Genomic DNA, 24443 nt, shown 5'->3' on the forward strand with positions numbered 1-24443 from the left:
GGTACATTTTTGTACCTATTTAATCAAATTAATAATTCTAATTTTTAACTTATGAAAACTAAAAATCATCCTTTAAAAATTTCCAAAACATTCATTTATTTATTCACATTTATGTGTTCATTAACTATGTTTTCGCAGACATATACTTTGAATAATGAGTCTTCAGAATTAAGTGTATTTGGAACATCAAGTTTGCACGACTGGGAAGTTGTTGCAAAGAAACAAAGTGGTTCTATTACTGTAGATAAATCTGGAGAAATTCCTGCTATTACATCTTTAGATTTTAAAGTTGTTGCAGAAAGCCTAGATAGCGGAAAGTCTGCAATGGACAAAAATACTTACAAAGCTTTAAAAACCGATAAATACAAATCTATAGATTTTAAATTAACTAAAGTTAATGCTATAACAGCTAAAGAAAATGGTGTTTATAGTGTAAAAACAACTGGAAACTTAACGATTGCAGGAGTAACTAATTCTATAGCATTAAATTTTACATTAACTCTTACAGACAACAAAACTAAACTAACGGGATCTTATAGTTTTAAAATGACACAATTTAAAATAGATCCCCCAACAGCTATGTTTGGAGCCATTACAACTGGCGATGAACTAAAAATAGAATTCAAAACTATATTACAATAACAACTTAATTACTAAAAATAAGTAACTATGAAAAAGTACGTACACACTTTAATCATTGCTATCATTTTAATAGCAACAACAGCAAACACTTACGCACAAGATAATAGAGATATCGATAATTACAGAAAACCGGACAAACGCGGAGTTAACGTATTTGAAGATCAAAAAGATACCATTTCTACTTTTGAAAAACTTCATGTAAGAATGGGAGGATCTTTTGCTTTACAATTTCAAGGATTAGATCATGAAAATTCAGGAGCTGTAGAATTAGCAGGATTATCTTCTAATTTTAACTTAGCAACTGCAAACTTAGATTTAGATGTGGCTTTAGCTGCAGGTGTAAGAATGCATTTAAGAACGTATTTATCTTCTAGACACCACAATGCACCTTATGTAAAAGGAGGATATTTTCAAGTAGATAAATTAGATTTTATTAAAGAAGGTTTCTTAGATGATATCATGAAATATACAACCATTAGAATTGGGCACATGGAAAACAACTATGGTGATGCGCACTTTAGAAGAACAGATAATGCTCAAGCTATTTTTAACCCATTTGTTGGAAACCTAATTATGGATTCTTTCACAACAGAAGTTGGAGCAGAATTATACTACCAAAGAGATGGTTTTATAGGTATGGTAGGATTTACAAATGGTAAATTAAACCAATCTGTAGAAGAAAATGCAAATGGTAAATCTGGTGGTGCTTCTTTCTTAGCTAAAGTAGGTTACGATGCACAAGTAAATAGCGATTTAAGAATAAGATTAACAGGATCTTTATATAATACTGGTTTTATTCCTAGTTTATACCTGTACAATGCAGATAGAGCTGGTTCTAGATACTACCACGTATTACAAGCTGCAACTGCAGAAGATGATAACTTTAGATCAGGTCGTTTTGCTCCAAGTTTTAAAAATAGTGTAACAGCTGTTATGATTAACCCTTTTGTAAAATATAAAGGATTAGAGTTCTTTGGAACTATTGAAATGAACCAAGGTACTACAAATGCAACAGCTACTAGTGAAGCTTTAGATGGTGAAACACAACAATATGTTGGAGAATTAATTTACCGTTTCGGACAAAATGAAAACTTCTACGTAGGTGGACGTTATAACCTTGTTAATTCTCAATACGACGGAACTGAAGATGTTACTATTGATAGATTTCAAGCAAGTGCAGGTTGGTTTATGACTAACAACATATTAGCTAAAGTAGAGTACGTAAAACAAACTTACGACGGATATACTGGTCTTTACGAAGATGCTAAATTTGACGGTATAATGGTTGAAGCTGTAATTAGTTTCTAATCTAAAATAAGAGTTACAATATAAGGTCTAAAAGCCCTTTTAGAGTGTGTCATTTATAATTCTTTAAAAGAACGAACTAGAACCTAAATATTAGATTGTATTTTTCCTTAAAAAATCCTTACCGTAACTCGTAAGGATTTTTTTATTATATAATGACTTCTAAAAAATTAATTATGATATTAAAAAAATTGGCCCTCTTTTTAATTGTGATTATAAATGTATCTTTTATATCTACCTCTTATAGAAATACTACAGAAATTAGGATTAAACCAAGTAGTACACTCACTATAAATGGTATTACAAACATCACAGATTTTTCATGTGCCTTTAACTCGGTTATTTTAAAAGAAAAAACACCTATTACATATATAGAGAAAGAAAATCATACCGTTTTCGAGAATGCAAAGTTAATTTTAGAAAATAAGGCATTCGATTGCGGAAAACGAATGATTAATAACGATTTTAGAGACCTTTTAAAAACTGAAACATATCCAAAAATCACAATCCTTTTAAAAGAAGTTAAACATCCCAACATTAAAGAAAATAACACGATTGCTTTAGTAGATTTTGTAATCGCAGGTATAACAAAATCTTATAAAATACCTATTGAAATAACCCATAATGAATCTATTACAGTACAAGGACATATTAAATTAAACATTAGAGATTTTGATTTACAAAATCCAAAAAAAATACTTGGCTTAATAAAAATTGAAGATGAAGTTTACGTACACTTTAAATTAGACTTAGAATCTTCATAACATAAACATTACAACTTTTATTAAAGTAAAAATCAGCTTAAAATAGTGTTATTTATATTGTTTTATATCCCCTGCTATCACACATTCACAATTAAAATAAGTCAGACCTTAATTGTTATGTATTATTAAGTATTGCGACATATATAGAACATATAATTAAGTATAAAAACACGTCTATAACTTGCTTTAATTACAAGTAAAATCAATACTAAAATAGAAGTAAAAAAATACTAAAATTAAAACAGATAAAATTATGACTAAAGAAACAAATACAACATTACAAAGTATATTAGATGCTAAAAAAGACGATTTCAACTCCAAAGCACCTGAAGACATAAAAACAATTTATAATGCAGGTTTAAAAGCTGTTGAAGAAAGTGGCGTTGTAAAAAAAGCAAAACATGTTGGAGAACAAGCTCCTGATTTTAAATTAAAAAATGCGCTTAATAAAGACGTTAGTTTAAGCGAATATCTAAAAAAAGGACCTGTTGTATTAACTTGGTATCGTGGTGGTTGGTGTCCGTATTGTAATTTAACATTACAAAGACTACAACAAGAATTAACTCACTTTAAAGCAGAAGGCGCAAACTTATTAGCACTAACTCCAGAACTGCCTGATAACTCTATAAATACGACTGAAAAAAATGAACTTAAATTTGAAGTATTAAGTGATATAGGAAATGAAGTTGGTAAAACTTATGGTATTATTTATAAGCTTACAGACGATGTTGCTAAACATTACCAAAAAAGTTTTGACCTACATGGATTTAATGGAAATAAAAGTGACGAATTACCTTTAGCAGCAACTTACGTTATTAACCAAAACGGAAAAATTACTTACGAATTTTTAGAAGTTGACTACCGAAAAAGAGCAGAACCAGCAGATATTATTACAGCTTTAAAAGCATTAAAATAATAAAAAAAAGAAAAGAGGCTGCCCTCCCAAACAGCCTCTTTAAAAATAAGTAGTAAATACTACTTCAACTAATAGCTGCTCAAATATAAGAAACATTAGCAACTTTATTTTACTGAAAACCGTAAAACCTTGTAAAACACTCCTCCTTTAACTAAAAAAATATTTTTTATACGCTCCAAAAACAAACCATATTATCGCTATTATTTAATTAAAATTTAAGCGTTATTTTTTAGAATTTTAGCATTTTTTTATTGACAAAAACATCCAGTTAAAGACAAAGGCTTTATCTTAAAAAAAGCTCTAAAAGATCCCTTTTTATTACTTCAACTCATTTTTCATATTTTACCACTAATTCGGGGTTATTTTTCTTCTAAAAACAGTAACCTACAACTTATATATTACACCTCAACACAAGATTCTATCCAAACAACAAACACACGTAACACACTTAAAATCAAATAACAAAATCAATTTCAAATATTAAATTAATCCAAATATTAAATTAATCCAAATATTTTTTTCATAAAGGATTAAGAACTCGATCCTTTTTTAATCAATAACTCATAAAATCTATTACTTTATGAGACACTTTGTGTTTTTCATAAAATCCTGACTATAAACACTATTAATATGAAAGAAATATACTACTTTTACTTAAACTAAATTAAAAAAATAATCGACTAAAAACATATAAGCACGGATTATCATCAATAAAAAGTAATATTTAAGCTACAGTCTTTACGTAAAATTTATCTTCTATTTAATATAATCAAAAAACTATTTTAAATTTATAATCCTTTTAGGAAAAGCACTAAAATGGATTATAAATTTTATAAAATTTCAACCTAATATAGCGACTAACCGACTACTATAATTAGCAAAAAAAATGTGTGATTTCACTTCTTTTTTTCCTTTATAAAAGCACTTAATTTTACCCGATTTAGACAGCTATTTTTACTAAAAAAAGCGATAATTTTATTTTTATTTTTTTTTACTTTTTTATTATTTTCTCGAAAAAACATCAAATTCAGCCCCAAAAAGTGTTGAATGCACGTTTAATAATTCTCTAAAATTTATTAAAAAGTTTTAAAAACACACATTTATGCCATTAAATCAAACTAGACAAATAACAAAAAATCAATACGCATGACCAGAAAATACTATGGTAGAATACAGAATTCCAAGTTTACCAAATGCAATATCCAAGAACTGGACTTTGTCTAATCTGCTTCTTTTAACGGAATATCTAACACCAATATTGCTTTATATTTTTAATACACTATTAATTCATTTTAAAATTTATACAGTTGGTGTAAATAGGTTGGGATAAAGTGCCACTGCTTAAGAATTAACTATAAATTTAAATGAAGAATCTGTAGTCCCTTCAACAATTACCTCATCAATCACGATAATAATTTCTAAGACACTTCTACTTCTCTTAATATATCTGGTAGATATTTAGAACAGTACAAATAAAGAATGACTTATAGATAACCGTAAAAAAAATACTGCAGGAAGATGTAACACAACAATTTGTACTTCTATAACCATTAATATAGGTCCTTTACCTCTAGCTGCAGGTAATATAATAAGTACTAATGTTATATATCAGGACTAAACAAACGTACAATACACGGTACCAAACAATACGACTAATTACATTTAGACATTACCTACAGGAGCTGGAGATACTGTAAGTTATATTCCTAAATGTAACATTCCTGTCTCACAATAATTTTTTATCACTGCAGAACGAATAGAAAATATAATATTTAATAATAGTCTGCTTAACTTTAAAAACAAAAAAAGTCCCGATGTAGCATCGGGACTTTTTTATTATTTAAAACTGATTACTTAAGATTTTACAAGCTCTAAAAGCGTATTAAAATCTATTTTATCTTGTTCTCCGTTAATCATGTTTTTTAAAGTGTAAATCTCAGACTTCACTTCTTCTTCTCCTACTAATACTACAAATGGAATGGCACGCTTATTAGCATGATTCATTTGCTTTTTCATTTTAGTAGCATCAGGATATAATTCAGCATTAACACCAGCAGCTCTTAATTTTTGTATTGTTTTTAAACTATACAAAGCTTCACTATCTCCAAAATTGATAAAAATTACTTTTACGTTTTTATTTACAGCTTCAGGAAATAATTGTAGTTCTTCTAACACCAAATAAATACGGTCTAATCCAAAACTAATTCCTACACCACTCACATCGTTAAGACCAAATATTCCAGTTAAATCGTCGTAACGACCACCACCACCAATAGATCCCATTGCAACACCTTTAGGTGCAGCAACTTCAAAAATAGCTCCTGTATAATAGTTCAATCCACGAGCTAAAGTTACATCCAATTGCAAAGTAGCTGTTTTTAAACCTAAAGTTTCAATTCCTGTATTTATAAATTCTAATTCTTCTACACCTTTTAATCCTTCTTCAGACGTACTTAAAATGTCTTTTAAACTGTGTATTTGAGCTTCAAAAGTTCCAGATAAAGTGAAAAGTGGTTGTAATTTATCAATTCCACTTTGCGGAATACCTTTCCCTAACATTTCTTCTTTTACTTTCTCCTCACCTATTTTATCTAACTTATCTAAAGCTACTGTAAAATCTATAAGTTTATCTTTTGCTCCAATAACTTCAGCAATACCAGATAAAATTTTACGGTTGTTAATTTTAATTGTAACACCATCTAGATTTAAAGCAGTAAACACAGCATCGTATAATTGTACAAATTCTACTTCTTGCCAAAGCGATTTAGAACCTACAACATCTGCATCGCATTGGTTAAACTCTCTAAAACGGCCTTTCTGTGGGCGGTCTGCTCTCCAAACAGGTTGCATTTGGTAACGTTTAAAAGGGAATTCTATCTCGTTTTGGTGTTGTACTACATATCTAGCAAAAGGCACTGTTAAATCGTATCTTAAAGCTTTTTCAGAAATCTTAGATGTAATTTTAGTTGAATTTTTTTCAGCATATAATTCATCATTTACCTTATTAAGATAATCTCCTGAATTCAAAATTTTAAAAATCAATCTATCCCCTTCATCTCCATATTTCCCCATTAAAGTATCCGAATTCTCGAAACTTGGTGTTTCTATAGGTTGAAAACCGTAAGTTTCAAAAACATTCTGAATGGTTTTAAATATATATTGTCGTTTTGCAACTTGTTCCGGATTAAAATCGCGTGTTCCTTTTGGGATGCTTGGTTTTTGTGCCATTGGTATTTTAAATTTGAGCACAAATATCTAAATTTTTGATGTGACTTAATAAGATAATTCAATTTTATAGTAACTTTATTCCGTTTTAATAGTCTTATATTAAAACATCCAACCAATAACTTTAAATTCATGTTTTCACTTGTTCGAGAAAATATTAGAATTGCTTTCGATTCTATAAGAGGTCAGCTACTGCGAACCATATTAACAGTGCTCATTATTGCTATAGGAATAACAGCGTTAGTTGGTATTTTAAGTGCGGTATCTGCACTAGAAACAACCATTTCTAGCGACTTCTCTTCTATGGGAGCGAATACATTTAACATTCAACGCTACGAATTTACAGCTAGACGACAAGCTGGAGAACGCCAAAAAATCAATCCAATTATTAGTTATCAGAACATTCGTGATTTTGAAAACCAATACGACTATCCGTTTACAAAAACATCTGTTTCTTTTACGGGAACATCTATTGCCGAAGTTAAATTTGAAAATGAAAAAACAGATCCTGAAGTTACCGTTATTGGAGCAAACGAAAATTTTATTCAGAATTCAGGATTAAAAGTCGATAATGGACGTGAATTTAATGCCTTAGAAGTAGATAATAATTCTAATGTATGCATAATAGGAAGCGATTTAGTAAAAGCACTTTTTAAAGAAGAAAATCCTGTAGACAAGACCATTTCTATTAGAGGTTTTAAATTTAAAGTTATTGGTGCCTTAGAATCTAAAGGTTCTACATTTGGAAATAATCAAGATTTAAGAGTAATTATGCCATTGCAAAAAGCGCGTTCAATTTTTACCAATGCAAATATTAACTACGCATTAAGTGTAATGGTTGAAAAGAAAGAATTATTAGCACAAGCACAAGATGATGCAATTGTAACTTTTAGAAATATTAGAGGTTTAAATCCTATCGAAGAAAACAACTTTGGTATGGAACGCAGTGACGATTTAATTAACCGTATTGGTGCAATTACAGGTGTTTTATCTACAGCGGCATGGATTATTAGCATTATAACCATTTTAGGCTCGTCTATCGCTTTAATGAATATTATGCTGGTTTCTGTAAGCGAACGTACACGAGAAATTGGAGTTAGAAAAGCATTAGGTGCAAAACAAGGCACCATAGCTTTTCAATTTTTTATAGAAACCATTATTATTGGTCAGTTAGGCGGTATTCTAGGAATGATACTTGGCGTTTTAATTGGTGTCGTATTTGCATCTGCGGTAGACTTTCAATTTAGTATGCCATGGTCGGCCATGATTTGGGCCAGCGTTATCACCTTTATTGTTGCTATTATTTCAGGATCTTATCCTGCTTCTAAAGCATCAAAATTAGACCCGATAGAATCGTTACGCTACGAATAATAACGTATTAATTAGCGTTTACTAAATCGTTAAAATACGTATACAATTCACCTTTTGTAATATTAGCGCCTTGTTGTATTAACTTAAAGATATCTAGATTTTTATCTTCAGAATATGTTTTATTTGCTTGAAGAAATTCAACATTATCATCTAATAAATTATTACGCAACCAAGTAAACCCTTCTTGAGTTGCTAAATCTTTATCGTTTTTAAGCTTAATAGCAACCAAATGCATGTTTGTATCGTTTAAAGCAAACAAGTGCATGTGTTGCCCATTAATATGTTCTAGATATTTTACTTTACTTAAAACACCTTCCCAAACCAAATCGCTAAACACATCTAATTCTTGTTCTGCAACTTCTGGTTTTGTTTCTTTAATGGTTTTCCACTCACTTGCATCTATAGATTGCGTAGCTAAAAAATTAATAAATTCTTGGTGTAATTCTTCAAACTGTTCTTTTGTAAGTCTAGCGTATTTCATTATTTTTTATTTTATGGTATTATAAACTGCGAAAGGTCTGTCTGTAGCAAAGATATCTACACCCAATGCTTTCCAGCGAACATAACGTTCTTCTCCTTTTACTTTTGCTTGTTTATCTAAGTTTCCTAATGTACCTAACATACAAATAATATTTTCTGCATGTAACTTCTCGAAAAGTGAAGCATTAGATAATCGAGTACCTGTGAAAGCAAGCATATTTTTAGTTGGAATTTTAGCTTCTAATAAGCGATTCAATTCGTCTTCATTTCTAGCAGATACTGATAATAATAACTCTGGATCCAAAGCGTAAGCTGTAGTTGCCTGATCAACATCGTAAGTAATAATTACACTTACATCTTCTGCCTTCACTTCTCTTATAGCATCAATTACTACTTTTTGGCTAACACTACGTTTTATATCTACAGTAAGAATTACATTATTTGCTTTAGCCCATTTTAAAACATCCTTAAACAAAGGTATTTTAAAATCGGTTTCATTACCATAATCGTCTACCAAATTAAATGCAGTTAACTCGTTATAAGTTAAATTTTTAATTAATCCAGTCCCTGTAGAGGTTCTGTCTATTGCATTGTCATGCATTAAAACAAGTTTACCATCTTTTGTTTGGGCCACATCAATCTCGTAAATCGCAAAAATACTATCGCTAACATATTGTAATGTTTCTAAACAGTTTTCTGGATAATGAAGTAAATCTTTTCCTCCGCGATGCACACTAATTTGTGGTAATTCTTTATTTGAAGTTTTAAAAAACTCAATTAACTTAGAATCTTTAGTAGAGGTCTGATTACAACTTATAAAACAAAATAAGAAAACAGCAAAAATAAAATTTTTTATATTTTTTTTAAATTAAAAAAACCGTTCAGAACAAGTCTAAACGGTTTTAATATTATATAATCTCTTTTAAATTAGTTAGCTTGTGCAACTACTTCAAAAGGGAAATCTACTGTTACTTCACGGTGTAAACGTATTACGGCTTCGTATTTACCTAAACGTTTAACACTACCACCAACTACAGTGATGAATTTTTTGTCGATAGCTTGACCTTCTTTAGCGATAGCTTCTGCAAGATCAATGTTATTTACAGATCCGAATAATTTATCTCCAGATCCAACTTTAGATGAAATTTTAATTTCTAAAGCTTTTAAAGCTTCAGCAATTACAGTTGCATCATCAACAATTTTCTTTTCTTTGAAAGCTCTTTGCTTTAAGTTCTCAGCTAATACTTTCCTAGAAGAAGGTGTTGCTAAAATAGCGCTCCCTTGAGGAATTAAAAAGTTTCTACCATAACCGTTCTTAACTGTTACAACATCGTCTTTAAATCCTAAATTTTCAACGTCTTGTTTTAATATAAGTTCCATTGTTATCGGTATTTTATTTTAATAAATCAGCTACATAAGGCATTAAAGCTAAGTGACGAGCTCTTTTTACAGCTACAGACACTTTTCTTTGATACTTTAAAGAAGTTCCTGTTAAACGACGAGGTAAAATTTTACCTTGTTCGTTTACAAATCTTAATAACCAATCTGCGTCTTTATAATCCACATATTTGATTCCTGATTTTTTGAAACGACAATATTTTTTTTGCTTATTAGTTTCAATGTTTAAAGGCGTTAAGTATCTAATCTCACCGTCTTTTTTTCCTTTTGCTTGTTGTTCTATAGATGACATAATTACGCTTTTTGTTTTAATTTAGCTCTTCTTCTTTCTGCCCAAGCAACAGCGTGCTTGTCTAATTTTACAGTTAAGTAACGCATAAAACGTTCGTCACGTCTAAATTCCAACTCTAATGGAGTAATTACTTCTCCAGGTACAGTGAATTCAAATAAATGGTAAAAACCACTTTTTTTGTTTTGTATTGGGTAAGCTAATTTTTTTAGTCCCCAATCTTCTTTTGATATCATCTTAGCACCGTTAGAAACAAGAAAGTCTTCGTATTTCTGTACTGTCTCCTTTATCTGTGTTTCAGATAAAACGGGATTTAAGATGAAAACAGCTTCATAATGATTCATATTCAAATCTATTTTATTGTTAAAAATGGCTGCAAAAGTACTGATTATTATTAGATATAACAAACATGTTTTCAATTAATTTAAATACTCTTTATATATAGACCACTCGACGAACGACACAAATATTCACTTTATCGATATTTCTTTGTTTTTTATCCGATTTATTTGTACTATTGTCGATAACTTAACCTAAAATAATTAATGTTTATGACTTTAAACTGTGTAGTAGTAGATGACTCGGCAATTCAGCGGTTGTCCATAGTGAAGTTGATAGAAAATCACCCTGCTCTTAACCTAATTGCAGAATATAGTAGTGCACTTGAAACCAAAAACGGTTTAAACACACATAAAGTAGACCTTATCTTTTTAGATATTGAGATGCCAGTACTTAATGGTTTCGAACTTCTTGATGTTTTAAATAATAAACCCCAAATTATTTTTGTTACAGGTAAAACAGAATATGCTTTTAAGGCCTTTAATTATGATGCTACAGATTACCTTAAAAAGCCTATTACGCGAGAACGTTTTATGATTGCTGTAGATAAAGCTATAGAACAACACAAGTTAAAATTAGACTTTAGCGAAGCTGAAGGTGAACATATTTTCGTAAAAAGTAATCTTAAAAAACGTAAAGTATATATTAACGACATTAAATGGATTGAAGCTCTTGGTGATTACGTTAAGCTAGTTACCGAAGAAAACAGCTTAGTTGTACTCTCTACAATGAAAGCTTTTGAACAAGAACTTCCAGAAGGCAAGTTTTTAAGAATTCATAAATCTTATATCGTTAATCTAGATAAAATTGACAGATTTAATAGTAAAAATGTTGAAGTTGGCTCTTTCGAAATCCCTCTAAGTCGAAACAAAAAAACACAACTTATAGATGCTTTAAATAGTATTTAATACGCATCTACATTTATTATTAGTCTTACAGACCTAAAATCTTTTACACTATTAAAGCTATTGTTTATTCTAACAATGGCTTTTTTTGTACCTCCTAACGACTGTTTTTGAGGTATTTTTAAAAGAATATTTTTATGAAACTGATTTCTAATTCTAGCTACTGGCGGATCTACAGGTCCTAAAACATAATCTCCAAATACTTGTCTTAAAGCCTTACCTAACCAAACAGAAGCAACATTTACACGGTTAAAATCTTTATGCTTTAACGTTACACGAATTAATCGATAAACTGGCGGATATTTAAAGTTATAGCGCTCATCCATTTGCTCCTTATACATCGCTGCATAATTATTTGTAGAGACTTGCTGTAATATATTATGAAACGGATTATACGTTTGTATAAGTACTTTACCTTGTTTTTTTGTTCGTCCGGCACGACCAGACACTTGCGACAATAATTGATAACTACGTTCGTGTGCTCTAAAATCGGGGAAGTTTAACAAATTATCTGCATTCATAATCCCAACCAAAGCAACATTTCTAAAATCTAATCCTTTAGTTAGCATTTGTGTCCCCACAAGAATATCCATTTCTTGTTGCTCGAAGGCTGTAATTATTTTTTCGTAACCGTATTTACCACGCGTGGTATCTAAATCCATACGTCCTACTTTATGATTTGGAAACAGTGCTTTAACCTCCTCCTCTATTTGCTCGGTTCCAAAACCTTTACTATCTATAGTTGTATCTCCACAAGCCTGACATTTTTGTTGCATTGCCATGTGGTATCCGCAATAATGACAACGTAATTGATTCCGGTAACTGTGATACGTTAAACTAACATCGCAATTGGGACATTGTGGCGAGTGACCGCATGTTTTACACTCTACAATTGGCGAAAACCCACGTCGGTTCTGAAATAAGATAATCTGATGTCCTTCTTCTAAGGTTTCAGCCATAACTTCAATCATTCTATCGCTAAAATGACCTTTCATGCGTTTCCGTTTTTGCTTATCCTTAATATCTACCAATTCAATATCAGGCATTAATACATTATTGTAACGCTTTGTAATTTCTACTAAACCATACTTACCTTGCTGTACATTAAAATAGCTTTCTAAACTTGGCGTAGCCGATCCTAATAATGTTTTTGTTTGGTGCAAATGTGCTAAAACAACAGCTGTATCTCTGGCATGATAACGTGGTGCCGGATCGAATTGCTTAAAAGATTGCTCGTGTTCTTCATCTATAATAATTAATCCGAGCGATTTAAACGGTAAAAATATAGAAGAACGCGCTCCTAAAATAATTTGAGCTTTTGAAGAATTAGACAAGACATTATTCCACACCTCAACACGTTCGTGAGCAGAGTATTTAGAATGAAAAACCGCAACTTGATCTCCAAAATAATTCTGAAGTCTATTTACAAGCTGTGTTGTTAATGCAATTTCTGGTAACAAATACAAAACTTGTTTTCCCGTTTTTATAACATCTTCAATAAGTTTTACATACACTTCTGTTTTTCCAGATGAAGTAACTCCATGAAGTAAAGTAACTTGATGTGTTTCAAAAGTTGCTTTTATTTGACGTAAAGCTTCTGTTTGTTCTTCATTTAATACTTTTGAAGCTTCAACAACATCTCCGTTATATTCTACACGATCTGTTTGAATAAAATATTCGTCTAAAACAGATTTATCTATTAACGACTTTATAATACTGTTAGAAGCGCAACTAGCTTCTGCTAATTCTGAAACCTTTATCGGCTTTTTGGTTTTTGCAGATAATTGAAACAAATTCATAACCACATCGCGTTGCTTTGGCGCACGACTTAGGTCTTCCATTAACGTTTTTAAACCGTCTTGTGTGGTGTGTTCGTTTTTAAGTTTTACGTATTTAACCAATTTAGGTTTATACTTTTCAAACACTTCTTCTTCTACAACAATAGCTTCTTTTTCTAACAGACGCTTAATAACAGGAAATACCTGTTTTTTATCAACTATATCTACAATATCTTGAATTCTCAAAGACGATTGATGCTGTAATGCTTCATAAATTAAAAACTCATCATCTTTTAAATCAGTATCCTTTATAACAACTTTAGTATTCTTACTTATTAAGGTTTCACTTTCTAGAATAAATGCATTTGGCAAGGCTGCACGCATAACATCTCCTACAGCGCATAAATAATAGTTTGCCATCCAATCCCAAAGTTTTAATTGGATTTCTGTAACAACTGGATATTCATCTAAAATTTGTTGAATCTGTTTTGCCTCATAAGCAACTGGCGGATTATTATGTATACTTTTTACAATTGCTGTATACACTTTAGTTTTTCCAAAAGGCACAGCCACGCGCATTCCGGGTTTAATAAAACCAGACTCTGCCTCTGTAATTACATACGTAAACAGATTCTCTACAGGTATAGGAAGTATAACATCTATAAAATGAAGCATAAATTAGCAGCTTTTGTGTAATTGGCGCAAGGACACATTTAATTCATAACCCAACAAAATAATATTTGCATTTAACCACAAATAAAACATTAAAATAAGTAATGCTCCAATAGAACCGTAAAGTTCGTTATATTTTGAAAACTGCTCTATATATATCCCAAAGAAATAAGATACACATGCAATTAATAAAGTAGTTAATAATGCGCCTACAGAGAAAAAACGACTATCTCTACCTTGTCGTGTACCAAAATAATACAATGTCGCTGTAGACAGATAAATCATGATTATTCCGAAAATATATTTTGAAATATTCACTAAAACAATACTACTATCGCCAACCTCTACACCTCTGTGCGATAAAGTATCAAACAATCTTCCAAGAATATATATTTCTACAAAACCAAAAACGGCAACAGTAACAACAACCAAAAAACTTAGAATTAAAGAGACGCCTAAAGCATATAAATATTGTCTAAACACATTTCTTGAAAGTTCTGAATGGTATGAGTTTTCGAATGCAGAAAACACAGCATTAACACCATTAGCCATTAAAAATATAGATAATAAAAATACAGTAGATAATAATCCACCACGCTCTGAACGGTCTATATTTTCGAAAATATTTTTAAAGAAAAAATCTGATGTTGTTGGCGGTAAAAATGATTCTAGAAAGTCTAAAAATTCTAATTTAAATCCAGCTATTGGAATATGCGGAATTAAGATTAAAATAAATAACAAGAACGGAAAAATAGCCATAAAGAAGTTAAACGCAATCGCACTCGCTCTAGACGTTAATGCGCCTTTTAAAAGACCTATAGTATACAACTCTAATAAATCGTAAATAGATAAACCTTCTAAACCTGGTAATCTTATGGTTTTAAAAAACTTAACGACTAAGTTTACTACCGGAATTTTAGCTAGTTTATCCTCTATAGGTTTCGTCATATTAGACCGCTTTCAGACTTAAATCCATGTTATAAACAGAATGTGTTAAGGCTCCAGAAGAAATGCAATTTACACCGCATTCTGCATACTTACGAAGTGTGTCTTCGTTAATTCCTCCAGAAGATTCTGTGTAACAACTGTCTCCAATCATCTTAACAGCAGTCTTTGTATCCTCGTAATTAAAATTATCTATTAAAATACGATACACACCACCGTTTTGAAGGATTTCTTCTATTTCTTTAAGGTCTCTAGCTTCAACAATAATTTTTAAATCTTTGTTGTTTTCTTTTAAATAGGCTTTTGTTTTAGTAATCGCCGCAGTAATACCTCCAGCAAAATCAATGTGATTATCTTTAAGCATAATCATGTCGTACAAAGCGAATCTATGATTTTCTCCACCTCCTATTTTAACCGCCCATTTTTCTAATGCACGAATTCCAGGTGTTGTTTTTCTAGTATCTAAAATTTTAGTTCCAGTACCTTCTAATAAATCTACATACGATTTTGTTTTTGTAGCAATTGCACTCATACGTTGCATTGCATTTAAAACTAAACGTTCTGCTTTTAATATAGATTGAGAAGCACCTGCTACATAAAATACAATATCTCCATATTTTACTTCTGCACCATCTTCTATTAACCTTTCAATTTTTAAATCACTATCAATATAGTTAAAGACTTGTTTAGCAAATTCTACACCAGCGATAATACCCTCTTCTTTAACTAGCAATTTAGCTTTTCCTTGGGCTGATTTAGGGATACATGCTAAAGAACTGTGATCTCCATCTCCAACATCTTCTCGCACCGCATTACTTATAATGCCTTCTATTTCTTTATCAAATTGAATCTTACTAATCATAAAAATTGTTTGTTGCTAAATTACTAATTGCGGATTAAAACCGATAAAAAAAATCAATTAAAAAATCTCTATACTTCCTTTTCCTTCTCTAATAATTTCTGGTTCGTCTTGAGAAAAATCGATTACCGTAGACGCCTGATTATCTCCATAACCTCCATCTACAACCAAATCGACTAAATTATCCCATTTTTCATGTATTAACTCAGGGTCTGTTGTATATTCTAAAACCTCATCTTCATCTCTAATAGATGTCGATACAATTGGATTTCCTAATGCTTTTACTATTTCTAAGGCAATTTTATTATTAGGCACACGAATACCAACCGTTTTCTTTTTCTTAAATGCAGAAGGCAATGTTTTCGCTCCAGGCAAAATAAAAGTATATGGTCCAGGCAAAGCACGCTTCAAAATTTTAAACGTAGAAGTGTCTATTTGCTTCACATAATCACTTAAATTACTTAAATCATAGCAAATAAAGGAAAAGTTAGCTTTTTCCAACTTCACACCTTTTATTCTTGCTATACGTTCTAAAGCTTTATTATTTGTAATATCACACCCCAAACCATAAACCGTATCGGTTGGATAAATAATTAGTCCACCACGTTTTAAAACCTCAACAACCTTCTTAATCTCCTTAGGGTTTGGATTTTCTTCGTAAATTTTTATAAACTCAGCCATAATAACTATATTGTAGAATCGTTTTACAAAGTAATTAATATTTTATAATGAAACCTATTAAATCCTTAATCATCCTACTATTAATTGTAGTTTCGAATTACTCATGTACTTCGGACTCCAATTCTGATAGCACCGATTTTGTAGATTTAGAGGCTAAAGTTGAAACAAATGTTTCTTATGGCGATCATGAATCCCAGACTTACGACATTTATTTACCTGCACATCGCGACATTGATACTAAAACTTTAATTCTAGTTCATGGCGGCGGTTGGACTTCTGGCGATAAAGCGGATATGAATGATTTTGTTGAATTAATTCAAAAAGATTTACCAAATCTTGCCATTCTAAACATGAATTATCGCTTGGCAGACGATACTAGTGAAGCTTATCCCATGCAAATAAACGATATTACTGCAGTGGTAAATCAATTTAATGCCAACATAAATGATTATCAAATTTCTAGCGATTTCGGATTTATTGGCACAAGCGCTGGTGCACATTTAGCCATGTTATGGAGTTACGCCTTTAACGAGAACCAACAAGCAAAAATGGTATGTAGTATTGTAGGGCCTACAAATTTTACAGACCCTGAATATTTAGAAAACGTAGATTCGGAAATTTCACTATTATTAACTCACGTATACGGTTTAGAATTATCTACAGCGTTTTTAGAAAAAGTAAGCCCATACCATCAAGTTACGGAAGACGCACCTCCTACTATTTTATTTTACGGCGGAAAAGACGATTTAGTTCCTACATCTCAAGGCGCTATGCTACAAAGTAAATTACAAGACTTAGGCGTTATGCACGAATACACATTATATCCCGAAGAAGGCCACGGCTGGACCGGAATAGAATTGCTAGACACTTGGTCTAAACTAAAAACGTTTATTGGAGCGCATTTAGAGTAATTTACATCTGTTTTATTACAATTGCCTTATTGAATTTATATTGGTATCCCGCAAACAAAGCACAAAATAACATTACGTCATCCTGAACTTATTTCTGTATTCCACAAACATTTAAACATAAAAAATGTGACCATAAACAGTGCTCATGATCACATTATATATTTTGTTTAAACATTGAAACTTACAACATTTAAAAAGTATAATTACAGGACTTATCCTATAACCTCTAATTTAGCAAAACGAAGTAATAGTTTTTTATTACCACCGTTTTCAAATTTTATTTCGGCTTTTGTATCTGCGCCTACACCTTCAATTTTTAAAACTTCTCCTTTACCAAAACGTAAATGCTTAACAATGTTTCCGGCTGCTAATTTATTATCGAATAAATTACCTCCTTCTACTGCTGCACTTGTTTGAGTAACAGGTTTTAAATTTTTAGCAATTTTAGTCGGAGCTTTTTCTGGGCCTTTTAATTTTGTAACTCCTTTTTTCTGAATAGGTAATTGTTTAGCTGGTTTAAAACGAATGTTTCTATTAGGCACATCGTCTCCAAAAATATTAGCATCTAACATCGGGTTCATTCTACGCTCTTCAATAGGCGTTAAAATATCCAGATATTGTTCGTCGATTTCCTGAATAAAACGACTAGGATCTGAATCTACTAATTTTCCCCAACGGTATCTAGATATAGCATACGTTAAATATGCTTGCTTTTCTGCGCGTGTTAAAGCCACATAAAATAAACGTCGTTCTTCCTCTAGTTCACTTCGAGTATTCATACTCATAGCACTTGGGAATAAATCTTCCTCTAGCCCTACAATAAATACATATGGGAATTCTAATCCTTTTGCTAAGTGAATTGTCATTAACGCTACACGATCGTCTTCTCCAGTATCATTATCTAAATCGGTTGCTAATGCAACGTCTTCTAAAAATTCGGTTAAAGATCCTGTAGTATCTGCAATTTCTCGTTGTTCTTCAACAAAATCTTTTATACCATTTAAAAGTTCTTCAATATTTTCAACTTTAGCAACACCTTCAGGCGTAGTATCTTTATTAAATTCTTTTATTAATCCAGTGGTTTTTGCAACGTGATCTGCAAGTTCGAAAGCATTCACATTTTGGTTCATGACTTGAAAACTTTCAACCATGGTTACAAAATCCATTAATTTATTCTTTGTTCCTGAATTGATTTTCACTTCGGTTTTATCGATGTGTTTCATCACTTCAAAGATAGATCGCTTATAACCGTTAGCGGCAATAAGTAATTTATCAATAGTGGTTTGACCAATGCCTCGTGGCGGAAAATTGATTACACGTTTTAAGGCTTCTTCGTCTGAAGGATTTATTATAATTCGTAAATACGATAGTATATCTTTAATCTCTTTACGTTGGTAAAAAGACAATCCTCCATAAATTCTATACGGAATATCTCGTTTACGTAACGCGTCTTCCATAGATCTGGATTGCGCATTGGTACGATATAAAATAGCAAAATCACTGTGCTTAAGTTGCTCGTTCATTTTTGTTTCAAAAATGGTACTCGCCACATATCGTCCTTCTTCCCCATCTGTCATGGAACGATTTACTTTAATCTTATTTCCTTCGACATTAGCGGTCCAAACAACCTTATCTAATTTCGTTTCGTTTTTATCGATTATAGAATTCGCTGCATTAACAATAACCTTTGTAGATCTGTAATTTTGTTCTAATCGGAACATCTTCACATCGTCATAATCTTTCTGAAAATTCAGAATATTATTAATATTTGCTCCACGGAAGGCATAGATACTTTGCGCATCATCTCCTACTACACAAATGTTTTGGAAACGATCCGACAATGCTCTTACTATTAAATATTGCGAATGGTTTGTATCTTGATACTCATCTACCAATATATATCTAAATCTATCCTGATATTTTGCTAATACTTCTGGAAAACGTGTTAGAAGCTCGTTAGTTTTCAATAATAAATCATCGAAATCCATAGCTCCAGATTTAAAACAACGCTCTACATATTCTTTATAAATATCTCCTAAACGCGGACGTCTAGCCATGGCATCTGCCTCGATTAATTCAGGATTCTGAAAATAAGCACGAACGGTAATTAAATTGTTTTTGTATGAAGAAATTCTAGAAAAGACCGATTTGTACTTATACAATTCTTTATCTAATTTCATCTCTTTAATAATAGAAGAAATTAAACGCTGAGAATCTTGTGCATCGTAAATAGTGAAATTTGCAGGATACCCTAATCGATCGGATTCAATTCTAAGAATCTTTGCAAACACAGAGTGAAAGGTTCCCATCCACAAATTTTTAGCCTCACTTTGTCCAACAATAGTTGCAATACGCTCTTTCATTTCCCGAGCTGCTTTGTTGGTAAACGTTAACGATAAAATATTAAAAGGATCTATGCCTTTATGCATTAAATAGGCAATTCTATAGGTAAGCACACGTGTTTTTCCCGAGCCGGCACCCGCAATAACTATCATAGGGCCGTTCATTTGAATGGTTGGTGCTAACTGTGCTTCATTTAACTGACTTAAATACTTCTCCAATGTTCATACAATTTAGGTTGTAAAATTAACCTTTGTTACCCGTTAAAGTAAATAGATTTATAAAAAATTATAAACATTGGGTGTATTTACAAATTGAAATCGCACAAAACCCCTTTAAATAATGCCATCTCCAAGAAACACAAGCTTTAAGCCTTCTTGCATATTTAACCAAAAAAAGTTGAAAACAGATTTTGTTTTATCGCGAGTAACACGACCTTTTTTCTCTATAAATCCATCTGTGTTTTTATTAGAATCGCTTCTTATAAAAATATTTGCGATTGAAGATAAAAACCGATTTCGCTTTTTCTTTTTATTTAAAACATGAACCTTAACATCTTCGTACTTCACATTAAAATCGAAAAACGAACGCGATACATTTCCATCAATTCTAGTATAAATTTTATCAAACTGTCCTTCTAACTTTATATTTAAATTATGTTCCGTAAATCTATTTAATCGTGAAACTGGTAATGTTCCAATTTGGGTTTTAAAAGTAAAATCGTCATTCTTATTATTAACATCAAACGTCCAATTGGCATGTAAAGGTGCGGTTCCAAAAAAATTGGTCTGTATATCTAATTCCGTTTTAGTGGGAGATTTATACGTATTACTAATGTTTTTTATAGTTGCATTAAAATCCTTAAACACTATACTTCCAGCACGTACTCCTGTTTTCACCTTCTCTTCGTACACAATATTACCATCGCTTAAAATAAGAATAGGTAAAGTTAAATCGATCTTTAAGTCGCGTAACATTTTACTATATAATGGTTTTACAGTATAATCGTCTGCCACCAATTTATTCCTATATATTTTAATATCCGGTTGTTTCACTAGTATAGTATCCGACTTGAAATAAAAACGATTATTTACAGATCCAAATTCGGGTTGTTTGATATAAAAGGAATCTATTTGTACATTAAAATGATCGCGTTCCTTTTTCAACATCTTAGAAAACTTAGCCTTAGAATACTTTGTTTGGAATTTAAAACCACTAACCTGCCATTCTTCTTTTGTTAACTTAAGTTCTTGTAAACTTACAGTCTCATAAACGCCAACATTAAATTTTAAAGAATCTGTTAATACGCGATAATTAGAATATGTAAAAGGAATATTTTTTTTAGCTGAAATAGAATCGAAAGAAATACCGTTTAATGTAATGTTTACGCTTTCAGATTTTAAAAATATAGAATCTGAAACACCTTCATACACCGTTAATAATGCATGACTCAAATTAAACGTATCAATTTTAATGCTTTTATTGAATGATTTTAACGATTTAGACTGTTGATCTGATTTTGAAGCCGACGTTCTTTCCGTTTGCATTGCATTGCTATTTGATTTCTTACGTCCTTTTATATACGAAACCTGAGCATCTTGAAGTAAAACCTGATCTAAATGAATAGTGCCGTTAACTACATATTGCCAATAACTAACGTTTTTCAATTTAAAATCTTCAAGTTTAACTTTTAAATTCACCTCATTAGTAACATCGCTTAATACTTCTAATTCTGGATTTTCTACAAAAAGTACACCCTGAAACACATTTACATGCAAACCGGAGTAACTAAAATGTACAGATTCTGGTAAATCCTTTAATGTTTCTTTTAACTTACGTTCTACAATACTATTGACAAAAAACAAAACAACAAAACAGCATACGCAAACAACTGATAATAAGATAATTACTATTTTTTTAAATTTCTGAAACATTAGATGTTATATATTAAGATTCTTAAAATAATTAAGACAACATAATGTTAACGAAATCTTCTTTAATGTTTTTGCTTTATTTATAATATATTTAACCCAATAACATAAAATATACATAATATGGCTATAAGCGATATCAGTTGGTTGATGTGGATTATCCTAATCCTAATTATAGTAACAATTCGAGATGTTTTTTTCAATAAAAAACATACAATTAGTCATAACTTTCCTATTGTTGGCCATATTCGATATCTTTTAGAAAGTATTGGTCCAGAAATGCGCCAGTATTTTGTAGCTAATAACCGAGAAGAACTTCCCTTTAATCGTATAGAACGTGGTTGGATTTACGCTTCGGCTAAAAACGAAAACAATTACGAAGGTTTTGGTACAGATCGCGATATTTATGCCAATCAGCATATGTTTGTAAACAACGCCATGTTACCTTATAAACCTGAAGGAAATCATCCAAATATTGAAGATAAAACCTTTGTGCCTTGCGCTAAAGTAATGGGTGCATATCACAATAGAAAACGTCCGTTTAGGCCAGCATCTATAATAAATGTTTCTGCAATGAGTTTTGGTTCATTATCTGCAAAAGCAATGGACTCCTTAAATAAAGGTGTAAAAATTTCAGGTGCTTACCATAATACTGGTGAAGGCGGTTTATCTCCCTACCACAGTAACGGAGGAGATATTATATTCCAAATCGGAACAGGGTATTTTGGAATTCGTGATGATGACGGAAATTTTTCAATGGACAAACTTGTTGCTCTTGTTGAAGCCAATCCTTTTATTAAAGCTATAGAAATTAAATTGTCTCAAGGTGCTAAACCAGGAAAAGGTGGTGTTTTACCAGCTGCTAAAATTACTGAAGAAATTTCTAAAATCAGACACGTCCCTATTGGTAGAGATGTTATATCTCCACCAAGTCATTCTGCTTTTAAAGATATTCCTGGACTTATAGAATTCATTGAAAATATCGCTGATCTTACAGGTTTACCTGTAGGTGTAAAAGCTGCTATTGGAAAAATAGAACAATGGGAAGAACTTGCAGATCTTATGGTTAAAACAGGAAAAGGACCTGATTTTATCACCGTAGATGGTGGTGAAGGAGGAACAGGAGCAGCACCTCCTAGTTTTGCAGATCACGTCTCTTTACCATGGTCTTATGGCTTTAATTACCTATACAAAGTGTTTTTAGAGCGTGAATTAACAGAACGTATTGTTTTTATTGGAAGTGGCCGATTAGGATTTCCTGCTAAAGCTGCTATGGCTTTTGCTATGGGTGCAGATTGTATAAACGTTGCAAGAGAAGCTATGCTAAGTATTGGATGTATACAAGCACAAGTTTGCCATACAAACCGCTGCCCAAGTGGTGTTGCTACACAAAGTAAATGGTTGCAAAATGGTATAGATCCAACTTTAAAATCTGAACGTTTAGCACAATACTTTAAAACCTTTAGTAAAGAATTTATAGAAATTACTCATGCCTCTGGATACGAACATCCTTGTCAGTATACAATGCACGACATAAACATTAATGTAGACGATGAAAATTTAACGTCTAAATTAGATGAAATTTACAGATACGAAAAAACACCTGTTCCTTTTAAAGGCATGCAAGATTTAAAAGATTGTCAGTATTTAGGCGGAAAAACAGTCTAACAATAACATTAAAAAATCACTAAGCTTATTGTTTTGCTAAAACAGAAAAACATTTTAATTTTGCTCTAAATATCATACACATGAATCTTGATTCTATAATTAATTTATTTTTATACACTATACCTGCACTAGTAACAGGTATGATTGCTTTTTATTTCTTTAAAGAACACACTAAAAACGAAGATGGTCGCAGACGCTTTTTATTAAAAAAGGAAATGCAAGTCAACTCCTTACCTTTACGTTTACAAGCTTACGAACGTATGACTTTGTTTTTAGAACGTATAACACCTTCTAAATTATTAATTCGTGTACAACCAATGTCTGATAATAAAGGAGATTACGAAATGTTATTAATTAATAATATTGAACAAGAATTCGAGCATAATTTATCGCAACAAATCTATATTAGCGATGAATGTTGGAGCATAATTACAGCTGCAAAAAATGCAACCATACAAATGGTAAGAAAAGCTTCTATGTTAGAAAAAACAGATACTGCCGACAAATTACGTGAAGTTGTCTTATCTGAAATGATGGAAAAACGCGCACCAAGCGATGCTGCTTTATCTTTTATAAAAGAAGAAGTTAGCGATATGTGGTAGTCTTTTTCAGATTGAATATTTTGATACAAAACAAGATACTCAATCTGTATTCTTATTAATTTTCCTTGTTATAAATGAATTACAATTCTAAAAAATTCAGTCCTGTAGAAAACTCTAAAAACGGAGAAACTACGGCTGAAACTATTTTTGAATACAAACAAACAGGAAATATACTAACTTCTAACTATAGAAGCGGACACATTGTTAGCGGGCATTTAATTGGATTGGTAGACGATCTTGGGAAGGTAAACATGCGTTACCATCAAGTTAATACAAAAGGTGAATTAATGACAGGTATTTGTACGTCTACTCCTGAAATACTTCCTAACGGAAAAATTAGACTCCACGAATCATGGCAATGGACTTCTGGAGACAAATCTAAAGGCACATCTATTCTAGAAGAACTTTAAAATAAAAAAACC

Annotated in this window: 22 protein-coding genes; 10 read left to right on the top strand and 12 right to left on the bottom strand. The window is 31.3% G+C overall.

What is annotated here, in order from left to right:
* Positions 1 to 51: 51 nt before the first annotated feature.
* The 4 genes from GQR95_RS15345 to GQR95_RS15360 all read left to right on the top strand — a co-directional run bounded on the left by GQR95_RS15345 (position 52) and on the right by GQR95_RS15360 (position 3627).
* The gene (locus GQR95_RS15345) at positions 52 to 642 is read left to right on the top strand and encodes a YceI family protein (RefSeq protein WP_159023972.1); all 591 of its coding nucleotides are present in this window, start codon (positions 52 to 54) and stop codon (positions 640 to 642) included.
* A 27-nt stretch (positions 643 to 669) separates the two neighbouring features.
* On the top strand, positions 670 to 1950 hold the full coding sequence (locus tag GQR95_RS15350) for a hypothetical protein (protein ID WP_159023973.1): 1281 nt from the start codon (positions 670 to 672) through the stop codon (positions 1948 to 1950).
* Positions 1951 to 2123: 173 nt separating this feature from the next.
* Positions 2124 to 2711 (top strand): YceI family protein, encoded by a 588-nt coding sequence (locus GQR95_RS15355; RefSeq protein WP_159023974.1) that lies wholly within the window; start codon positions 2124 to 2126, stop codon positions 2709 to 2711.
* Between the two features lie 253 nt (positions 2712 to 2964).
* Entirely contained in the window at positions 2965 to 3627 is a 663-nt protein-coding gene (locus GQR95_RS15360) for a peroxiredoxin-like family protein (RefSeq protein ID WP_159023975.1), read from the top strand.
* Positions 3628 to 5481: 1854 nt separating this feature from the next.
* On the opposite strand, the gene hisS is transcribed toward GQR95_RS15360, so the two are convergent.
* Complete coding sequence (gene hisS / locus GQR95_RS15365) at positions 5482 to 6855, bottom strand: histidine--tRNA ligase (RefSeq protein ID WP_159023976.1); 1374 nt, start codon at positions 6853 to 6855, stop codon at positions 5482 to 5484.
* Positions 6856 to 6984: 129 nt separating this feature from the next.
* Here hisS and GQR95_RS15370 point away from each other — a divergent pair, with 129 nt between their 5' ends.
* Entirely contained in the window at positions 6985 to 8223 is a 1239-nt protein-coding gene (locus GQR95_RS15370) for an ABC transporter permease (RefSeq protein WP_159023977.1), read from the top strand.
* A gap of 7 nt (positions 8224 to 8230) precedes the next feature.
* On the opposite strand, the gene GQR95_RS15375 is transcribed toward GQR95_RS15370, so the two are convergent.
* The 5 genes from GQR95_RS15375 to rpsF form a co-directional block, all read right to left on the bottom strand.
* Positions 8231 to 8704 (bottom strand): DUF6495 family protein, encoded by a 474-nt coding sequence (locus GQR95_RS15375; protein WP_159023978.1) that lies wholly within the window; start codon positions 8702 to 8704, stop codon positions 8231 to 8233.
* Between the two features lie 6 nt (positions 8705 to 8710).
* Positions 8711 to 9436 (bottom strand): glycerophosphodiester phosphodiesterase family protein, encoded by a 726-nt coding sequence (locus GQR95_RS15380; RefSeq protein ID WP_233265948.1) that lies wholly within the window; start codon positions 9434 to 9436, stop codon positions 8711 to 8713.
* A gap of 194 nt (positions 9437 to 9630) precedes the next feature.
* Positions 9631 to 10083, bottom strand: a complete 453-nt coding sequence (gene rplI, locus GQR95_RS15385; RefSeq protein WP_159023979.1) for a 50S ribosomal protein L9 — start codon at positions 10081 to 10083, stop codon at positions 9631 to 9633.
* A gap of 13 nt (positions 10084 to 10096) precedes the next feature.
* Entirely contained in the window at positions 10097 to 10393 is a 297-nt protein-coding gene (gene rpsR, locus GQR95_RS15390; RefSeq protein WP_038528424.1) for a 30S ribosomal protein S18, read from the bottom strand.
* A 2-nt stretch (positions 10394 to 10395) separates the two neighbouring features.
* Complete coding sequence (gene rpsF, locus GQR95_RS15395) at positions 10396 to 10734, bottom strand: 30S ribosomal protein S6 (RefSeq protein WP_159023980.1); 339 nt, start codon at positions 10732 to 10734, stop codon at positions 10396 to 10398.
* Between the two features lie 207 nt (positions 10735 to 10941).
* On the opposite strand from rpsF, the gene GQR95_RS15400 reads away from it, so the two are divergent.
* Positions 10942 to 11637, top strand: coding sequence for a LytTR family DNA-binding domain-containing protein (locus GQR95_RS15400; RefSeq protein ID WP_159023981.1), 696 nt, complete (start codon positions 10942 to 10944; stop codon positions 11635 to 11637).
* Here the strand turns inward: GQR95_RS15400 and priA are convergent.
* Genes priA through GQR95_RS15420 form a run of 4 tightly spaced genes read right to left on the bottom strand, consistent with a single transcriptional unit; the run spans position 11634 to position 16569 of the window.
* Positions 11634 to 14087, bottom strand: a complete 2454-nt coding sequence (gene priA / locus GQR95_RS15405) for a primosomal protein N' (protein ID WP_159023982.1) — start codon at positions 14085 to 14087, stop codon at positions 11634 to 11636. The genes GQR95_RS15400 and priA overlap by 4 nt on opposite strands.
* 3 nt (positions 14088 to 14090) lie before the next feature.
* A complete protein-coding gene (locus GQR95_RS15410) occupies positions 14091 to 15032 on the bottom strand; it encodes a YihY/virulence factor BrkB family protein (protein WP_159023983.1) in 942 nt (313 codons plus the stop codon).
* A 1-nt stretch (position 15033) separates the two neighbouring features.
* Complete coding sequence (gene nadC, locus GQR95_RS15415; RefSeq protein WP_159023984.1) at positions 15034 to 15891, bottom strand: carboxylating nicotinate-nucleotide diphosphorylase; 858 nt, start codon at positions 15889 to 15891, stop codon at positions 15034 to 15036.
* Between the two features lie 57 nt (positions 15892 to 15948).
* A complete protein-coding gene (locus GQR95_RS15420; RefSeq protein WP_159023985.1) occupies positions 15949 to 16569 on the bottom strand; it encodes an L-threonylcarbamoyladenylate synthase in 621 nt (206 codons plus the stop codon).
* A gap of 47 nt (positions 16570 to 16616) precedes the next feature.
* Between GQR95_RS15420 and GQR95_RS15425 the strand changes: the two genes are divergently transcribed.
* Positions 16617 to 17480, top strand: a complete 864-nt coding sequence (locus tag GQR95_RS15425) for an alpha/beta hydrolase (RefSeq protein ID WP_159023986.1) — start codon at positions 16617 to 16619, stop codon at positions 17478 to 17480.
* A gap of 212 nt (positions 17481 to 17692) precedes the next feature.
* On the opposite strand, the gene GQR95_RS15430 is transcribed toward GQR95_RS15425, so the two are convergent.
* Positions 17693 to 20041, bottom strand: a complete 2349-nt coding sequence (locus GQR95_RS15430) for an ATP-dependent helicase (protein ID WP_159023987.1) — start codon at positions 20039 to 20041, stop codon at positions 17693 to 17695.
* Positions 20042 to 20155: 114 nt separating this feature from the next.
* Positions 20156 to 21685, bottom strand: coding sequence for a hypothetical protein (locus tag GQR95_RS15435; protein ID WP_159023988.1), 1530 nt, complete (start codon positions 21683 to 21685; stop codon positions 20156 to 20158).
* 189 nt (positions 21686 to 21874) lie between these two features.
* Between GQR95_RS15435 and GQR95_RS15440 the strand changes: the two genes are divergently transcribed.
* The 3 genes from GQR95_RS15440 to GQR95_RS15450 all read left to right on the top strand — a co-directional run bounded on the left by GQR95_RS15440 (position 21875) and on the right by GQR95_RS15450 (position 24431).
* Positions 21875 to 23419, top strand: a complete 1545-nt coding sequence (locus GQR95_RS15440; RefSeq protein ID WP_159023989.1) for an FMN-binding glutamate synthase family protein — start codon at positions 21875 to 21877, stop codon at positions 23417 to 23419.
* Positions 23420 to 23499: 80 nt separating this feature from the next.
* On the top strand, positions 23500 to 24021 hold the full coding sequence (locus GQR95_RS15445) for a hypothetical protein (RefSeq protein ID WP_159023990.1): 522 nt from the start codon (positions 23500 to 23502) through the stop codon (positions 24019 to 24021).
* 74 nt (positions 24022 to 24095) lie between these two features.
* Positions 24096 to 24431: a n-acetylglutamate synthase gene (locus GQR95_RS15450; RefSeq protein WP_159023991.1), complete on the top strand. Its 336-nt coding sequence runs from the start codon at positions 24096 to 24098 to the stop codon at positions 24429 to 24431.
* Positions 24432 to 24443: the final 12 nt, after the last annotated feature.

The organism is Formosa sp. L2A11, from assembly GCF_009796865.1.
GTDB lineage: Bacteria > Bacteroidota > Bacteroidia > Flavobacteriales > Flavobacteriaceae > Formosa.